Here is an 18,424-nt window from a genome sequence, read left to right on the forward strand (position 1 = left end):
GTCTCAGGAGTCGGAGTCGGCATCCCCGAGGGCCATCCGGACGAGGTCGTCGACCTCCATGTCCGCAATGGCATCGGTGGTTCCGTCGTCGTCGCTGGGGGTGTCCGGTGCCGCTGCGTCCCCGGCGAGGCGGAGCAGCGTCTCGGCGAGGCCCGCCTCGCGGAGGCGGTGGAGCGGGATGGCGGCCAGGGCGCGGGCCAGTTCGGCGTCTCCGGCGGCGGCCTCGGGGGTGGTGACGCCGTCGGGGGCGATCTTGTCGAGGAGGTGTTTGCTGAGGGCGAGCGGGGTGGGCTGGTCGAAGACCACGGTGGTGGCGAGGCGGACGCCGGTGGCGGCGCCGAGCCGGTTGCGCAGTTCGACCGCGGTGAGGGAGTCGAAGCCGAGGTCCTTGAAGGGCCGGCCGGCCTCGACGGAGTGGGCGCCGGTGTGGCCGAGGACGGCGCTCGCGTGAGTGCGGACCAGGTCCAGGAGCCGGTGTTCGCGTTCGGTCGCGCTGAGGCCGGCGAGGGCGGCGGTGAGCGTGGCGGCGCTGTCGGCACCCGGCCGGGCGTCGGCGGCGCGGCCTCGTCCGCCGGGCTTGACCAGCGCACGGAAGAGGGGCCGGATGTCGGCGGTGGTGCGGGCGCGTGCACGCATCAGGGGCAGGTCGAGCCGGAGCGGTACGACCAGCGTCTCGTCCAGCCGTCGGGCGGCGTCGAACAGGGCGAGGCCGGTGTCGCTGTCCATCGGCTTGACCAGTCCACCCTGGCGGGCCCGGCCGGCGGCCGACCGGTCGAGGTGCCCGGTCATGGCGCTGGCCTCCTCCCACAGGCCCCAGATGAGGGAGAGGGCGGGCAGCCCCTGGGCGCGCCGCCGGTGGGCGAGGGCGTCCAAGTAGGTGTTGGCGGCGGCGTAGTTGGCCTGTCCGGCGCCGCCGCCCGCCCCGGCGGCCGAGGAGTAGAGGGCGAAGAGGGCGAGGTCCGTGTCGCGGGTGAGTTCGTGCAGATGCGTGGCCGCCTCCGCCTTGGGCCGCCACACCTGGGCGAGCTTCTCGGGCGTCTGGGCGGCGAGTACGCCGTCGGACAGGGCGCCCGCCGCGTGGACGACGCCGGTGAGCGGGTGCGCTGCGGCGAGGGTGCGGGCCAGTTGCTCGCGGTCGGCGGTGTCGCAGGCGACGATCTCGACTTCGGCGCCCAACTCGGTCAGTTCGGCGTGGAGTTCGCCGGCGCCGGGGGCGTCGGGCCCCTGTCGGCTGGTGAGCAGCAGCTTCCGTACGCCGTGCCGGGTGACCAGATGCCGGGCGAGGAGCGCGCCCAGGGTTCCGGTGCCGCCGGTGATCAGGACGGTGCCCTCGGGGTCGAGGACGGGCGGCATGGTGAGGACGACCTTGCCGACGTGCTTGGCCTGACTGATGAACCGGAACGCCTCCGGGGCCCGGCGGACGTCCCACGCGGTCACGGGAAGCGGCCGGAGCGCTCCGGTGGCGAACAGCCGCAGGATCTGGGTGAGCAGCTCGCCGATACGGTCGGCTCCGGCGTCGGCGAGGTCGTAGGCCGCGTAGGAGACGCCGGGGTGGTTCTCGGCGACCTGGGCGGGGTCGCGCTGGTCGGTCTTGCCCAGCTCCAGGAACCGGCCGCCGTCCGGGAGCAGTTCGAGGGAGGCATCGACGAACTCGCGGGCGAGGGAGTTGAGGACGACGTCCACCCCCGCCGCCCGGAACTTCTCCCGGAAGTCGAGATCGCGCGAAGAGGCAATCTGCTCGTCGGTCAACCCGAGTCCACGCAGCACGTCCCACTTGCCCGGACTGGCCGTGGCATGGACGGTCGCGCCGAAGTGCCGGGCGAGCTGGATCGCGGCCATGCCGACACCCCCGGCGCCCGCGTGCACCAGGACGGTGTCGCCCTCTTTCACGCCACCCAGGTCCGCGAGTCCGTAGTAGGCGGTCAGGAACACCACCGGCACGGAGGCGGCCTGCTCGAACGACCAGCCCTCGGGCACGGGGGCGAGGACCCGTTCGTCGGTGACGGCGAGGGGACCCAGGGCACCGCCCATGAGGCCGAGGACGCGGTCGCCGGGGGCGAACCGGGTGACCCCGGGCCCCACCTCGGTGACCACTCCGGCGCCCTCGCTGCCCATGACGGTCTGACCGGGCACCATGCCCAGACCGATCAGCACATCCCGGAAGTTGACGCCCGCGGCACGCACGGAGACACGGACCTGACCGGCGGCGAGCGGCTCGGCGGCCTCCGGGTACGGCAGCAGGGTGAGCCCGTCCAGGGTGCCGGAGGCGGCCGTGTCCAGCCGCCAGGCGGCGCCCGGGGGCGGCACGAGCGCGCTCGCGTCGGCGGGACGTACCAGGCGTGGGGCGAGCGGTGTGCCCTCGCGGACGGCGATCTGGTTCTCGTCGGCCTCCAGGGCGGCGGCGAGGGCGGCGGCGACCTGGTCGGGCGTCGGCTCGTCCGCCGGGTCCAGGTCCAGCAGCAGGAAGCGGCCCGGGTTCTCCGACTGGGCGGAGCGGATCAGGCCCCAGGAGGGCGCGGCGGCGAGATCGGTGAGGTCGGTGTCGCGCCCGGCGGACACGGCTCCGCGGGTCACGACCACCAGCCGCGACTCCGCCAGCCGCTCGTCGGCCATCCATTCCTGTACGCGTGCCAGCACCTGCTCGGTGACCTGCCGGGCCGCGTCGGCGGGTGCGCCCGCTCCGGCGGCCGGGGGCGCCCAGAGAACCACCTCGGGCGCGGGCTCGGGCAGCTCGGCGAGATCCGCGTGGACGGCCACGCCGGGTGGCACGGGAACCTTGGCACCGAGGACCACCCAGCACTCGGACCGTACGGCGGCCGGGACGGGTACCGGCGTCCAGTCCAGGACGAAGAGGGAGTCGGAGTCCGGTGCGGGGGCGGCGAGCTGGTCGGCGGTGACGGTGCGCAGGACCAGCGCGTCGACGGCGGCGACGGGGGCACCGGTCGCATCGGCGACCTGAACGTTCAGGTCGCCGTCCGGGCCCGCGGCGATCCGTACCCGGAGCCGGTCGGCACCGGCCGCGAAGAGCGTGACGCCGGTCCAGGCGAACGGCAGCCGCAGGGCCGTCGGATCGCCTCCGAAGGCGCCGAAGCCGATGGCGTGCAGGGCGGCGTCGAGAAGCGCCGGGTGGATGCCGAAGCGGGCGGCGGCCGCCTGCTCCTCCTCCGGCAGCGCGACCTCGGCGAAGACCTCCGCACCGCGTCGCCACACGGCACGCAGGCCCTGGAATACGGGCCCGTATCCGTACCCCGCGGCGGCGGCCGTCGGGTAGAACTCGGACGTGTCCAGCTGCTCGGCGCCGGGCGGCGGCCAGGACGTGAGGTCGAACCCCGACTCGACACGTGGCGGTTCCGCGCTCAGCAGCCCTTCGGCGTGCCGCAGCCAGAGATGGTCGTGCTCGGCTCCCTCGGGGCGGGAGTAGACGGCCAGTTCACGCAGCCCGCGCTCGTCCAGTGCGCCGACGACGACCTGGATGTGCGCTCCCGAGTCCGCCGGGACGGCGAGCGGTGCGTGCAGGGTGAGTTCGGCGAGGTGGCCGCAGCCGACCTCGTCACCGGCCCTGATCGCCAGCTCCACGAATCCGGTACCGGGGAGCAGGACGGTGCCCGCGACCGCGTGATCGGCCAGCCAGGGCTGATGGCGGGTCGACAGCCGGCCGGTCAGCATGGCCCCACCGTCGGCGGCGAGGCTGACCGAGGCACCCAGCAGGGGGTGGTCGGTGGCGGCCAGCCCGGCGCCGGTGACGTCGGGGGCGGCTGTGGTGGACTCCAGCCAGTAGCGCTGGTGTTGGAAGGCGTAGGTGGGCAGGTCTACGTGGGTGACGGGGCGGCCCGCGTAGACGGCGGACCAGTCGATGTCCGTGCCCTGGACCCACAGTTCGGCGGCACTGGCGATGAAGCGGGCGTTCTCGTCCTCGTCACGGCGGAGAGTGCCGACGACGGTGACCGGCTGCTCGGCCGCCTCCGCGATGGCCTGCACGCCCATGGTCAGCACGGGGTGGGCGCTGACCTCGATCAGGCGGAAGTGGCCCTGGCGCAGGGCCTCTTGGATCGCCTCGGTGAAGCGGACGGGCCGGCGCAGACCCTCGTACCAGTACGTGGCGTCCATCGTGGACGTGTCCAACGGCTCACCGGTGACCGTGGAGATCAACGGAACCCGGGACACCCTCGGCGCCACCGGAGCGAGGACGTCCAGCAGCTTCGCCTTGATGTCCTCCACCTGCGTCGAGTGCGAGGCGTAATCCACCGGCACCCGACGGGCCCGAACACCAGCCGCCTCCGCCTTAGCGCCAATCTCCTCCAGAGCCTCCGGGTCACCGGCCACAACCGTGGCGTCCGGACCGTTGTACACGGCCACCGACACCCGGTCCCCGTACGGATCGACCCACCCCGATGCCTGCTCGGCGCCCGTCGCCAGCGACAACATCCCACCGCGACCGGCGAGTTCATCCCGAATGGCAGCCGACCGGAGAGCAACGACCCGAGCCGCGTCCTCCAGACTCAACGCACCTGCCACCGCCGCAGCCGCGATCTCCCCCTGCGAGTGACCGATGACGGCCGCCGGGGTCACCCCGAAGGACTCCCACACCGCGGCAAGGGAGACCATCACGGCCCACAGCACGGGCTGGACCACATCCACCCGCCGCATCCAGGCGTCGTCATCGCCCTTCAACACCTCGACAAGTGACCAGTCCACAAAGGGCGACAAAGCACTGGAGCACTCGGCGATCCGCGCCGCGAACACCGGCGAGGACTCCAACAGCCCCCGCCCCATCCCCACCCACTGCGCGCCCTGCCCCGGGAACACGAACACCACACCCGAACCCGAACCCACCACCCCGGACACCGAGTTGCCCGCCACACCACCGGCCGCCAAGGCCGACAACCCCGCCGTCAGCTCAGCAGCCTCCCGCCCCCACACCACCGCCCGGTGTTCCCACGCGGAGCGTCCGGCGGCGAGCGCCCAGCCCGTGGCCACGGCGTCGGCCTGTGTGAGCGCCCCGGCGAGGGACGCGGCCCGAGCGGCGAGTCCCGCGGCGCCCCGGGCCGAGAGCGGCCACGGCACTACCGGGGACCCCGACAGCCCTTCGGGACCGGAGACGACCGCAGGCCCCGAACCCTCAGGCCCCTCCTCGACGATCACGTGCGCGTTGGTCCCGGAGATACCGAAGGACGACACACCCGCCCGGCGCGGATGGCCGTTCGCCGTCCACTCCCGCTCCTCGGCCAGCAGTCGCAGGCCGCCCGCCGTCCAGTCGACGTGCGGGGTGGGTTGGTCCACGTGCAGGGTGCGCGGCAGCACGCCCGCCCGCATCGCCATCACCATCTTGATGACGCCCGCGACACCGGCGGCGGCCTGGGTGTGCCCGATGTTCGACTTCACCGACCCCAGCCACAACGGGCGTTCGGCGTCCCGGTCCAGGCCGTACGTCGCCGCCAGGGCGGCGGCCTCGATCGGGTCCCCGAGCGTCGTTCCCGTGCCGTGCGCCTCGATCGCGTCCACCTCGCCGGGTGAGACGCCGGCGTTGGCGAGGGCCTGTCGGATGACGCGCTGCTGGGAGGGGCCGTTGGGAGCGGTCAGCCCGTTGGAGGCACCGTCCTGGTTCACGGCGGAGCCACGGACGAGGGCCAGTACGTGATGGCCCTTGGCGCGTGCGTCGGACAGCCGCTCCACGAGCAGCATGCCGACGCCCTCCGCCGGGCCGAAACCGTCGGCGTCGGCGGCGAAGGCACGGCAGCGGCCGTCCACCGACAGTCCGCGCTGACGGCTCATCTCCACGAACCCGGCCGGGGAGCAGACGGCGGTCACACCGCCGGCGAGGGCGAGGTCGCACTCGCCGCTCCGGAGCGACTGTACGGCCATGTGCAGGGCCACCAGCGATGAGGAGCAGGCCGTGTCGACGGTGACCGCCGGTCCCTCCAGGCCCAGTTGGTAGGCGATGCGCCCGGAGGTGACACTGAGCATGTTGCCGGTGCCGAGGAAGCCCTCGACCTCGTCGGGAACCGAGTCGAGCCGGGAGAGGTACTCGGAGTTGAGCGCTCCGACGAAAACGCCGGTCTGGCTGCGGCGCAGCGAGGCAGGGTCGATACCGGACCGTTCGACGGCCTCCCAGGACACCTCCAGGGCGAGTCGCTGCTGCGGGTCCATGGCGAGGGCCTCGCGCGGTGAGATCCCGAAGAAGTCGGCGTCGAATCCGGCGATGTCGGTCAGCAGTCCGGCGCCGCGCAGGTAGGTCTTGCCGCGCGCGTCGGGGTCGGCATCGTAGAGGGACTCCATGTCCCAGCCCCGGTCCTCGGGGAAGGCGGTGACGGCGTCACGGCCGTCGCCGACGAGCCGCCACAGCTCCTCGGGCGAGCCGACTCCGCCGGGGAAGCGGCAGGCCATGGCGACGATCGCGATGGGCTCGTCCGCCGGTCCGCCGTGGGCGTGCGCGGTGACGGCCTCGTCCCGGACGCCGGACAGCTCCGCCGCGACCAGCCGGGCCACGGCGGCCGGGGTGGGGTGGTCGAAGGTGAGCGCCGCCGGGAGGCGGAGTCCGGTCGCCGCGTTGACGCGGTTGCGCAGTTCGACGGCGGTGAGCGAGTCGAAGCCGAGGTCCTTGAACGGCCGTTCCGCGTCGAGGGATTGGGGGTTGGCGTGGCCGAGCACGGCGGCGACATGGGAGCGGACCAGGTCGAGCAGGAACCGCTCCCGTTCGGCGGGCGGCAGTCCGGCGATCCGTCCGGCGAGGGCGTCGGTGCGGTCCGCTTCCCCGGTCTCGACGGTACGGCGTGTGGTGCCGCGCACGATGCCGCGCAGCAGCGGCGGGACGGGTTTTCCGGCGACGGCGGCGCGCAGGGCGGCGGTGTCGAGTTCGGCGGCGACGAAGTGGGCCCCGTCGCGGGCGGCGGCCGCGTCGAAGAGGGCGATGCCCGTCTCGTCGGTGAGGGGGACGAAGCCGTTGCGCGCCACCCGGTCGATGTCGCCCTCGGCGAGGTGTCCGGTCATGGCGCTGGCCGTCGCCCACAGGCCCCAGGCCAGCGAGGTGGCGGGCAGGCCATGGGCGCGGCGGTGCTGGGCGAGCGCGTCCAGGAAGACGTTCGCGGCGGCGTAGTTGGCCTGGCCGGGTCCGCCGAAGACGCCGGAGGCGGAGGAGTAGAGGACGAACAGGGCCAGGTCGGAGTCGCGGGTCAGCTCGTGCAGGTTGACGGCGGCCTCGACCTTGGGCCGCCAGACCGCGCCGAGCTGCTCCGGGGTGAGGGAGGTCAGTACACCGTCGGCGAGGACGCCCGCCGCGTGCACCACACCGGTCAGCCGTCGCCCGTCCAGCAGTGCGGCGAGCTGCTCCCGGTCCGCCGCGTCACAGGCGACCACCTCGGCAGCGGCCCCCAACTCCGCCAGTTCCGCGACCAGTTCCGCGGCACCCGGAGCCTCCGTCCCCTGACGGCTGGTGAGGAGCAGGTTCCGGACCCCGTACCCGGTGACCAGGTGGCGGGCGAGGAGCGAGCCGAGGGTTCCCGTACCGCCGGTGATCAGGACCGTGCCGTCGGGGTCGAGCGTGGGCGGCGCGGTGAGCACCACCTTGCCGGTGTGCTTGGCCTGGCTCATGTGCCGAAACGCCTCCGGCCCGCGCCGGACGTCCCAGGTCGTGATCGGCATGTGCCGCAGCACGCCCCGCTCGAACAGCGCCAGCACCTCGGCCAGCAGTTCGCCGCAGCGCTCGGCTCCGGCCTCCTTCAGGTCGTAGGCCCGGTACACGACACCCGTGTGCTCGCGCGCCACCTGCTCGGGGTCACGCTTGTCGGTCTTCCCCATCTCCAGGAACCGGCCGCCGTCGGCCAGCAGTTCGAGGGAGGCGTCGACGAACTCGCGGGCGAGGGAGTTGAGGACGACGTCCACCCCCGCCGCCCGGAACTTCTCCCGGAAGTCGAGATCGCGCGAAGAGGCAATCTGTTCGTCCGCCAGCCCGAGTCCACGCAGCACGTCCCACTTGCCCGGACTGGCCGTGGCGAGGACGGTCGCGCCGAAGTGCCGGGCGAGCTGGATCGCGGCGATCCCGACCCCACCGGCGCCCGCGTGCACCAGGACGGTGTCACCCGGCTGGACCGAGGCGAGGTCGACCAGCCCGTAGTACGCCGTCAGATAGGCCACCGGCACGGAGGCGGCCTGCTCGTACGACCAGCCCTCGGGCACCGGGGCCACCATCCGCGCGTCCGCCACGGCCAGCGGGCCGAAGCCACCGTCGACGATCCCGACGACCCGGTCTCCGGGTGCGAACCGGGTGACGTCCGCGCCCACCTCCAGCACCACGCCCGCGCACTCGCTGCCCATGACGGTCTGACCGGGCACCATGCCCAGACCGATGAGCACATCCCGGAAGTTGACGCCCGTCGCGCGGACCGCGATCCGCAGTTCACCGGGCGCCAGTTCGGCCGCCGACCGCGGGGCGGGCAGGAGCCGCAGCCCCTCCAGGGTGCCGGACGCGGCCGTGTCCAGCCGCCAGGCCCGCTCCCCCGCCGGTGGCACCAGCGCGCCACCCGCGTCGGCGGGGGCCAACCGAGGCGCCAGAACCTCCCCGGAACGCACCGCGACCTGCCACTCGTCCGCGGCCAGCGCGGCGGCGACGGCGGCGACGACCTCGTCGGCGGCCGGCTCGGCGGGGTCGAGGTCGATCAGCAGGAACCGGCCAGGAGCCTCCGTCTGGGCAGTACGGACGAGCCCCCACAGGGCGGCCCCGGCCAGATCGTCGATGTCCTCGTCGACCCGGGTGGCCACCGCGCCCCGGGTGACCACGGCAAGCCGTGACTCCGCGAAGGCGTCCTCGCCCAGCCACTCCTGCGCCAGGGCCAGCAGTGCGGCCGTCACCCTCTCCGCGTCCCGGGCCGTCCCCGCACCGGACGCGGCGGGCGGCACGCACAGCACCGTGCCCGGAGCGGGCACCCCGGCCTCCAGCACGGCCCGCAGCCCGGCGAGATCCGCGTACGAGTCGACCGCCACCCCGGCGACCTGCACAGCGGCGGCAAGACCGAACGTGTCCTCGCCGACCACCGCCCAGGCACCGGACGTGCCGGGCGACGCGGCCGGGACCGGGTTCCAACGGAGAGCGAACAAACCGTCGTTGACCGCACCGACGGCCGCCACCAACTGCTCCGCGCGCACGGGCCGCAGCGCCAGACTCCCCACCCGCGCCACCGCACGCCCCGCCCCATCGGCGACATCGATCGCCACCGCGTCCGGCCCCGCCGGACTCAGCCGCACCCGCGCCGCCACCGCACCGACAGCCGTCAGCGCCACATCGGACCAGGCATACGGCAGCCGCAGCTCGCCGTCGCCCTGACCGCCCCACACACCGAACCGGCCGAGGCCGATCGCCTGGAGTGCCGAGTCGAGCAGCGCCGGATGGAGCCCGAAGCGCGCGGCGTCCGCCCGCTGCTCCTCCGGCAGCTCCACCTCGGCGTAGACGTCATCCCCGAGACGCCAGGCCGCACGCAGGCCACGGAAGGCGGGTCCGTAGCCGTAGCCGGCCGCCTCGGCCTCGGCGTAGAAGGCGGAGACGTCGACGGCTTCGGCACCGACAGGCGGCCAGTCCATGAGACCGGCATGGGGCGAGGTGACCTGCTCCGGGCTGAGCACGCCCTCCGCGTGAAGGCTCCACTCCCGGCCGGAGTCCTCGGGACGCGAGTACACGGCGAGCCCGCGCCGCCCGCCGGTCTCGGGGGCGACAACGACCTGGAGTTGTACGGCTCCCTGCTCCGGGACGATCAGCGGTGCGTGGAGGGTGAGTTCGGCGAGGTGGCCGCATCCGACCTCGTCACCGGCCCTGATCGCCAGTTCCACGAATCCCGTGCCGGGGAAGAGGACGGTCCCCGCGACGGCGTGGTCGGCGAGCCAGGGTTGGGTGCGGGTGGAGAGTCGGCCGGTGAGAACGAGGCCACCGTCGGCGGCGAGGCTCACGGCCGCACCGAGCATCGGGTGCGCGGCGGCACCGAGACCGAGTTCGGCGGGGTCGCCGCCGGTGGAGCCGGACTCCAGCCAGTAGCGCTGGTGTTGGAAGGCGTAGGTGGGCAGGTCTACGTGGGTGACGGGGCGGCCCGCGTAGACGGCGGACCAGTCGATGTCCGTGCCCTGGACCCACAGTTCGGCGGCACTGGCGATGAAGCGGGCGTTCTCGTCCTCGTCACGGCGGAGAGTGCCGACGACGGTGACCGGCTGCTCGGCCGCCTCCGCGATGGCCTGCACGCCCATGGTCAGCACGGGGTGGGCGCTGACCTCGATCAGGCGGAAGTGGCCCTGGCGCAGGGCCTCTTGGATCGCCTCGGTGAAGCGGACGGGCCGGCGCAGACCCTCGTACCAGTACGTGGCGTCCATCGTGGACGTGTCCAACGGCTCACCGGTGACCGTGGAGATCAACGGAACCCGGGACACCCTCGGCGCCACCGGAGCGAGGACGTCCAGCAGCTTCGCCTTGATGTCCTCCACCTGCGTCGAGTGCGAGGCGTAATCCACCGGCACCCGACGGGCCCGAACACCAGCCGCCTCCGCCTTAGCGCCAATCTCCTCCAGAGCCTCCGGGTCACCGGCCACAACCGTGGCGTCCGGACCGTTGTACACGGCCACCGACACCCGGTCCCCGTACGGATCGACCCACCCCGATGCCTGCTCGGCGCCCGTCGCCAGCGACAACATCCCACCGCGGCCAGCGAGTTCATCCCGAATGGCAGCCGACCGGAGAGCAACGACCCGAGCCGCGTCCTCCAGACTCAACGCACCTGCCACCGCCGCAGCCGCGATCTCCCCCTGCGAGTGACCGATGACGGCCGCCGGGGTCACCCCGAAGGACTCCCACACCGCGGCAAGGGAGACCATCACGGCCCACAGCACGGGCTGGACCACATCCACCCGCCGCATCCAGGCGTCGTCATCGCCCTTCAACACCTCGACAAGTGACCAGTCCACAAAGGGCGACAAAGCACTGGAGCACTCGGCGATCCGCGCCGCGAACACCGGCGAGGACTCCAACAGCCCCCGCCCCATCCCCACCCACTGCGCGCCCTGCCCCGGGAACACGAACACCACACCCGAACCCGAACCCACCACCCCGGACACCGAGTTGCCCGCCACACCACCGGCCGCCAAGGCCGACAACCCCGCCGTCAGCTCAGCAGCCTCCCGCCCCCACACCACCGCCCGATGCTCCAGCGCCGTGCGCGAAGACCAAAGACTCCACCCCACATCGACCGGATCGCCCGACACACCGGCGAGCCGCCCCGCCTGACCGGCCAACGCCTCCGCGGTACGCCCGGACATCAGCCACGGCACGAACGGCGACGCCGGGAGTCCCTCCGGGCCGGGGACCACCAGCGGATCCGAGCCCTCGGACGGGGCCTCCTCCAGGATCACGTGCGCGTTGGTCCCGGAGATGCCGAAGGAGGAGACAGCGGCCCGGCGCGGATGGTCGTCGGTCTCCCACTCCCGCCCCTCGGTCAGCAGCCGGACCTCTCCGGAGGCCCAGTCCACGTGCTGAGTCGGCTCGTCCACGTGAAGGGTGGGGGGCAGGATGCCCGCCCGTAGCGCCATCACCATCTTGATGACGCCCGCGGCGCCGGCCGCGGCCTGGGTGTGCCCGATGTTCGACTTCACCGAGCCCAGCCACAACGGGCGTTCGGCAGCGCGGTCCAGGCCGTACATGGCCAGCAGCGCCTGCGCCTCGATCGGGTCGCCGAGCGTCGTTCCCGTGCCGTGTGCCTCCACCGCGTCCACTTCGGTGGCGGCTACTCGCGCGTTCTCCAACGCCTGCTGGATGACCCGCTGTTGGGAGGGTCCGTTGGGTGCGGTCAGCCCGTTGGAGGCGCCGTCCTGGTTGACGGCCGACCCGCGCACCACAGCCAGCACGCGGTGGCCCTTGGCCCGTGCGTCCGAGAGGCGCTCCACGGCGAGGACGCCGATGCCCTCCGACCACCCGGTGCCGTCGGCCGCCGCCGCGAAGGGCTTGCAGCGCCCGTCCGCCGACAGGCCGCGCTGGCGGCTGAACTCCACGAACACTCCGGGGCTCGGCATGACGGTCACACCGCCCGCCAGGGCCAGGTCGCACTCGCCGTTCCGCAGCGACTGGACCGCCAGGTGCAGCGCGACCAGCGACGAGGAGCAGGCGGTGTCGACGGTGACGGCGGGGCCTTCCAGGCCGAGGGTGTAGGCGAGGCGGCCGGTGAGCACGCTGGTCGCGTTGCCGGTCAGGGAGAAGCCGCTGACCTGCTCGGGGACGTGGAGCATGTCGGTGAGGTAGCCGAAGCCGGAGGCGCCGACGAAGACGCCCGTACGGCTGCCGCGCAGCGCGCCGGGGGCCAGTCCGGCGTGCTCGAACGCCTCCCAGCCCGCCTCCAGGAGGAGCCGCTGCTGCGGGTCCATGGCGAGCGCCTCGCGCGGCGAGATCCCGAAGAACTCGGCGTCGAAGCGGTCGGCGTCGTGCAGGAAGCCGCCTTCGACGACGTAGCTCTTGCCGTACGCGTCCGGGTCGGGGTCGTACAGGTCCTCGGCCCAGCCCCGGTTGACCGGGAAGGGTGTGATGCCGTCGCCGCCCGCCGCGACCAGCCGCCACAGTTCCTCGGCCGAGGCGACTCCGCCGGGGAAGCGGCAGGCCATGCCGACGATCGCGATCGGCTCACGGCTCTTGGCCTCGGTGCGCTGGAGGCGCTGACGGGTCTCCTGGAGGTCGGCGGTGACCAACTTGAGGTACTCACGGAGCTTGGCTTCGTTGCCGGACATCTGCCTTCGTCTCCAGGCGAGGTGTGGGTCGGGGGGACGGGTGGGGGCGGGGCGGGGGCGTCAGCCGAGACCGAGTTCCTTGTTGATCAGGGCGAACATCTCGTCGTCGGAGGCGCTGTCGAGGGAGCGTGCGGGGCTGGCCTCCCGCGCCGTGCCGTCGGCGGGTTCGGCGCGGTCGCCGTCCCCGTCCGACTCCAGCCGCCAGACCAGCGACTGGAGCCGCTTGAGCAGCGCGGTCCGGCCCTCGGGGGTGGGGGGTCGGGCGGTGAGGGCGGTCTCCAGGCGTTCCAGTTCGGCCAGGGCGGTGGTGCGCGCGGTGTCGTCGGGTGCGAGCCGGCTGTCGAGGTGGGCGGCGAGCGCGCGGGGGCTCGGGTAGTCGAAGACAAGGCTGGTGGGCAGGCGCAGGCCGGTCACTCCGGCGAGCCGGTTGCGGAGTTCGACGGCGGTGAGCGAGTCGAAGCCGAGGTCGGAGAAGTCGCGGTCGGCGTCGAGGGCGACGGAGCTGCCGTGTGCCAGCACTTCGGTCACGTGGCCGCGGACCAGTTCCTGGAGGAAGGCCAGGCGTTCCTTGGGGTTCTTGCCCGCGAGGTGCTGGGCGAGCGTGGGTCCGTCGTCGCTCGGCCGGGCGGAGGCGCGGCGCTGCGGGGTGGGGACGATGCCGCCCAGGATCGGGGGCACCAGGCCGGCCTGGGCGTTGCGTCGGAGGGCGGCCGTGGCGATCTCGACGGCGACGAGCAGGGCGTCGTCGCTCGCGCTCGCCGTGTCGAGGAGGCCGAGGGCGGCCGGGGAGGAGAGCGGGGCGAGTCCGGAGCGGGTGATGCGGTCCAGGTCGGCCCGGTCGAGGCGGCCGGTCATCCCGCTGCTCTCGGCCCACAGGCCCCAGGCGACGGAGGTGGCGGGCAGTCCGTGCGCCCGGCGGTGGTGGGCGAGGGCGTCCAGGAAGGCGTTCCCCGCCGCGTAGTTGGCCTGTCCCGGGCCGCCGAAGACGCTCGCGGTGGAGGAGAAGAGGACGAAGGCCGAGAGGTCCATGCCGCGGGTGAGGGTGTGCAGGGTGAGGGCCGCGTCCAGCTTGGGGCGCAGCACGTCCTCCACCTGGTGCGGGGTGAGTGCGGACAGGACGGCGTCGTCGATGACTCCGGCGGCGTGCACCACCGCTGTCAGCGGGTGCTCCGCGGGGATCTTGTCGAACAGGGCGGCCAGCTCTCCGGCGTCGGCGACATCGCAGGCGATGAGCTCGGCGTCCGCGCCCAGCCGGGCGAGGTCGGCCACGAGCGCGGCCGCTCCGGGGGCGTCGGCGCCGGACCGGCTGGTGAGGTAGAGCCGCCGTACTCCGTGTTCCCCTGCCAGGTGCCGGGCGACCAGGGTGCCGAGGGTGCCCAGACCGCCGGTGATGAGCACGGTGCCGTCGGCTCGCCAGGGGGTCGCGCGGTTCCCGTCACCGGTCGGCGTCCAGCGGGCGAGCCGCGGTACGAGGACGTGCTCCTCGCGGAGCGCGGCCTGCGGCTCACCGGCGGCCATCGCGGCCCGTACGGCGTCGGTGAGCAGCTCGGCGTCCGGGGTGTCCCCGGTGTCGACCAGGAGGAAGCGGTCCGGGTGCTCGGTCTGCGCGGTGCGCACGAGCCCCCACAGCGGGGCGTGCGCGAGATCGGTGACGTCCTCGCCGGTACGGGTGGCGACGGCGCCCGCGGTGACGACCACGAGCCGGGTCTCGGCCAGCCGGGGATCGGCGAGCCACTCCCGCAGGGTGACGAGGGTGCGCTGGACGGCGTCGTGCGCGGTCTCGGCGTCGTGCGTGGTGGGGCCACCGGGTGCGGCGCAGGGCAGCAGGACCACGGGGGGCGCGGGGACGCCCGCGTCGAGTACGGCGGTGAGGGCGGCGAGGTCGTCGTAGGCGGAGACAGCCGTACCGGCGTACTGGAGCTCCGCCGCGAGTGCCGACGGATCGGCGCCGAGGACAGCCCAGGGCTCGTCGTGGAGGGACTCGGGCACGGTGGCTTCGAGGGGCCGCCAGTCGAGGCGGAAGAGCCGGTCGCCGTGGACGGACGCGGCCGGGAGCTGTTCGGCGCTCAGCGGTCGCAGGGCGAGGGCAGCGGCGGTGAGCACCGGTCGGCCGGTCGCGTCGGCGACGGTGACCGTCGGGGACGCGCCGTCCGCGCCACCGGGGGTGAGGGCGACCCGTACCTGTCCGGCTCCGGCGGCGTGCAGGGTGACGTCGCGCCAGGCGAAGGGGACGCGGATGGTGTGGGTCTCGGCGTCGGCGAGGACACCGAGCGGGTGCAGGGCCGCGTCGAGGAGGGCCGGGTGCAGGCCGTAGGCGTCGGCGTCCGTGCGGGCGGCCTCGGGGAGGGTGACCTCGGCGAAGACCTCGTCGCCTCGGCGCCAGGCGGCGGTCATGCCCTGGAAAGCGGGGCCGTAGCCGTAGCCGGCGGCTTCGGCCCGAGCGTAGAAGCCGGTGACGTCCACGGCTTCGGCGCCGGGCGGCGGCCAGGCGGTGAGGTCGGCGGGGGTGGTGGAGCGGGCGCCGGTCAGGGTGCCTTCGGCGTGTGCGGTCCAGGGGGTGTCCGGGGTCGAATTCTCCGCGCGGGAGTAGATGCCGAGGGGGCGCTGCCCTTCCTCGTCGGCGGCCTCGACCACGACCTGGATCTGAACTCCGTCCTGCTCGGGGAGGATCAGCGGTGCCTGGAGGGTGAGTTCGGCGAGGTGGGCGCAGCCGACCTCGTCACCCGCCCGGATCGCCAGCTCCACAAATCCGGTGCCGGGGAAGAGAGTTGTGCCCGTGACAGAGTGGTCCGCGAGCCAAGGGTGCGTGCGGGTGGCAAGGCGGCCGGTCAGAACCACTCCGCCGTCGGCGGCGAGCGACACGGCCGCGCCGAGCAGGGGGTGCGCGGCCTCATCCAGTCCGAGCCCGGCCGGGTCCCCGGAACCTCCGTGGACCTGGAGCCAGTAGCGCTCGTGCTGGAAGGCGTAGGTGGGGAGGTCGGCGTGGTGCGGATCGCGTCCGTCGAAGAGGGCGGCCCAGTCGACGTCCACGCCGCTCGCCCACAGGCGGGAGACGGCCCGGGTGAAGGTGTCGACCTCGTCGTGGCCCCGGCGCGTGGCCGGCACGAACAGGCCCGCCGCGCACTCCGTGCCCATCGCGGTGAGCGTCGCGTCCGGGCCCAGCTCAAGGAACTTGCCCACTCCGCTCTCGGTCAGCCAGGCGATCCCGTCCGCGAAGCGCACCGCCTCCCGGACCTGCCGCACCCAGTAGGCGGGGGTGCGTATCTCCTCACCCGCGGCCTGTCCCGACAGGTTCGACACCACGGCGATCCGCGGCTCGCCGTAGGAGACATCGGCGGCGACCCGCTCGAACTCCGCGAGCATCGGCTCCATCAGCGAGGAGTGGAAGGCGTGCGAGACGGGCAGCCGTCGGCACTTGATCCCCGCCAGCCCGAAGCGCTCCCGCACCGCCTCGACATCGCCCTCGGGCCCCGAGACGACCAGTGCCGCGGGCCCGTTGACGGCGGCGATCTCCACCGCGCCGCCGAGGGAGGCGAGGACATCCTCGACCTGGGGCGCGGTGGCCCGCACCGCGAGCATCGCCCCGCCCTCCGGGAGCGCCTGCATCAGCCCGCCGCGCGCCGCCACCAGACGGCAGGCGTCCTCCAGCGAGAACACCCCCGCCACATGCGCGGCAACCAGCTCACCGATCGAATGGCCCATCACGAAGTCCGGTCGCACACCCCAGGATTCGGCCAGTCGATAGAGCGCCACCTCGAACGCGAACAGCCCTGCCTGCGTGAACACCGTCCGGTCCAGCAGTCCCGTCGTGTCCGCCGACAGCGCCTCCGCCAACGATCCCGGCAGCAAGCCCTCGAAGGCGGCGCACGTCTCCTGGAAGGCCCGCGCGAACACGGGGAATTCCGCGGCCAGTTCCGCGCCCATGCCTGGCCGCTGCGATCCCTGGCCGGTGAACAGCACCGCGAGGCGACCGTCCACGAGACCACCTGAGGACCCCATGGAGCCCAGCCCCGCCGTCAGCTGCTCGCGATCCGAGCCCCAGACCACCGCCCGATGCCCCAGCCCGGCCCGGCCCATCGCCAACGACCAGCCCACATCCACCGGATCGAGCGCCCCCACCGCTGACGCCAACCGCTCGGCCTGCCCTCGGAGCGCGTCCTCGGAACCGGCCGACAGCACCCACGGGAGCACTCCGCTCCCCGAACCGGTGGGCTCCCGATCCGCCGCCTCCTCCGGCGCCCCCTCCAACACCACATGCACATTGGTCCCGCTGATCCCGAACGCGGACACGGCGGAGCGCCGCGGGCGTCCCGTCTCGGGCCATGGCGTGGGTTCGGTGAGCAGGGAGATGGCACCGGAGTCCCAGTCGACGTGCGGGGTGGGCTCGTTGACGTGCAGGGTGCGGGGCAGGACGCCGGCCCGCATGGCCATCACCATCTTGATGACGCCCGCCATCCCCGCGGCGGCCTGCGCGTGCCCGATGTTCGACTTGATCGAGCCGAGCCACAACGGCCGTTCGGCTTCCCGGTCTTGACCGTAGGTGGCGAGCAGGGCCCGGGCCTCGATGGGATCGCCGAGCGGGGTCCCGGTGCCGTGCGCCTCCACGGCGTCCACGTCCGAGGGGTTGAGGCGGCAGTTGAGGAGCGCCTGCCGGATGACGCGCTGCTGTGCCGTACCGCTGGGGGCGGTGAGGCCGTTGGAGGCGCCGTCCTGGTTGAGGGCGGAGCCCTTGAGCAGGCCCAGGACGCGGTGGCCGTTGCGGCGGGCGTCGGAGAGGCGCTCCAGCAGCAGTACACCGGCGCCCTCGGCGAGTCCCATGCCGTTGGCGTCGGCGGCGAACGCCTTGCAGCGGCCGTCGGCGGCGAGTCCGCGCTGTCGGCTCCAGCCGGTGAACTCGTCGGAGGTGGACATGATGGCGACGCCCGCGGCGACAGCGAGGCCGCATTCCTCGCGCCGCAGGGACTGTGCGGCGAGGTGCAGGGCGGTCAGCGAGGAGGAGCAGGCGGTGTCCAGGGTGACGGCGGGGCCTTCGAGGCCGAAGGTGTAGGCGATCCGGCCGGAGACGATGCTGCTGGCGCTGCCGGTGACGAGGTGGCCCTCGAAGCCCTCGGGGACCTGGTGGATTCCGGAGCGGTAGTCCAGCGGGTTGCAGCCGACGAAGACGCCGGTGGCGGTGGACCGCAGGGAGGTGATGGGGATGCCGGTGCGTTCGACGGCCTCCCAGACGACCTCCAGCAGGATCCGCTGCTGCGGGTCCATCACCAGCGCCTCGCGCGGGGAGATCCCGAACAGCGCGGCGTCGAAGCGGTCGGCGTCGTGGAGGAAGCCGCCTTCGCGGACGTAGGTCTTGCCGTGCCGGTCGGGGTCCGGGTCGTAGAGGTGGTCCAGGTCCCAGTCGCGGTTGTCGGGGAGTGCGCCGATGGCGTCGCGGCCGTCGGCGACGAGCTGCCACAGCTCCTCGGGCGAGCCGATGCCGCCGGGGTAGCGGCAGGCCATGCCGATGATGGCGATCGGCTCGCGGTCCTTCTCCTCCGCGGCGGCCAGGCGGTTCTGCGTCTGGCGCAGGTCGGTGGTGACCCGCTTGAGGTAGTCGAGGAGCTTCGCTTCGTTCTGCGCCTTCGCTTCGTTCTGCGCCATCGTCGACATCTCCACTGTGCTGGGGGTCGGGGTCCGGAGCGGGGTG

2 protein-coding genes are annotated in these 18,424 nt (G+C 73.5%); both read right to left on the reverse strand.

The genetic code is table 11. From position 1 onward, the window contains the following. Positions 1–3 precede the first annotated feature (3 nt). Positions 4–12,702: a type I polyketide synthase gene (locus STRCI_RS05425; RefSeq protein ID WP_418953451.1), complete on the reverse strand. Its 12,699-nt coding sequence runs from the start codon at positions 12,700–12,702 to the stop codon at positions 4–6. A gap of 99 nt (positions 12,703–12,801) precedes the next feature. Then, positions 12,802–18,393 carry a type I polyketide synthase gene (locus STRCI_RS05430; protein WP_418953309.1) on the reverse strand — a complete coding sequence of 1,864 codons (5,592 nt, stop codon included), beginning with the start codon at positions 18,391–18,393 and terminating at the stop codon, positions 12,802–12,804. Between the last annotated feature and the right edge of the window lie 31 nt (positions 18,394–18,424).

The sequence above is a fragment of the Streptomyces cinnabarinus genome (assembly GCF_027270315.1).
Taxonomy (GTDB): domain Bacteria; phylum Actinomycetota; class Actinomycetes; order Streptomycetales; family Streptomycetaceae; genus Streptomyces; species Streptomyces cinnabarinus.